We start from the raw sequence: 443 nt of genomic DNA on the forward strand, positions 1-443 counted from the left end.
TACATCGCCGCGAGCAACTCCAGATGACGACCAAATTGAGAGGTGTGAAGTGCGATGGCATGCATAGCGACCTCCTGAAATTATCGGGAGGCCTCAAAACCAGAAAGAGAGTTGCTAATCGCCTGTCAAATTTTACAGGTAACACTTATTCAGTTTGATTACGCTAGACCTTTTTGGACAGAACACAATACAACATGCCCGGCGCGACGAGCGCCAGGTCTCTTGTGCATCTCGCGAAATGGGAGGGTGTGGATGATTAGGACAACAAACCGCGCCGCAGCGCCTCGGCGACGCATTGGGCAATAGATGCTGTACCGAGCTTGCGGCGAGCGTTCTCAAGATGAAACAGGACAGTGCGCGGCGCAATCTGGACCAGCACCGCGATATCCGCGACTGTTTTTCCCTGCGCAGTCCATGCAAGGCATTGGCGCTCGCGCTGAGTG

The 443-nt window shown here is 54.0% G+C and carries 1 protein-coding gene; it reads right to left on the reverse strand.

Going from position 1 to position 443, the window contains the following annotated elements:
* Positions 1-256 precede the first annotated feature (256 nt).
* On the reverse strand, positions 257-443 hold a 187-nt coding region (locus QSV46_RS39165; protein WP_314964018.1), incomplete at its 5' end, for a helix-turn-helix domain-containing protein.

Origin of the sequence: Bradyrhizobium cosmicum, assembly GCF_032290525.1 — a bacterium.
Classification (GTDB): Bacteria; Pseudomonadota; Alphaproteobacteria; order Rhizobiales; family Xanthobacteraceae; genus Bradyrhizobium; species Bradyrhizobium cosmicum_A.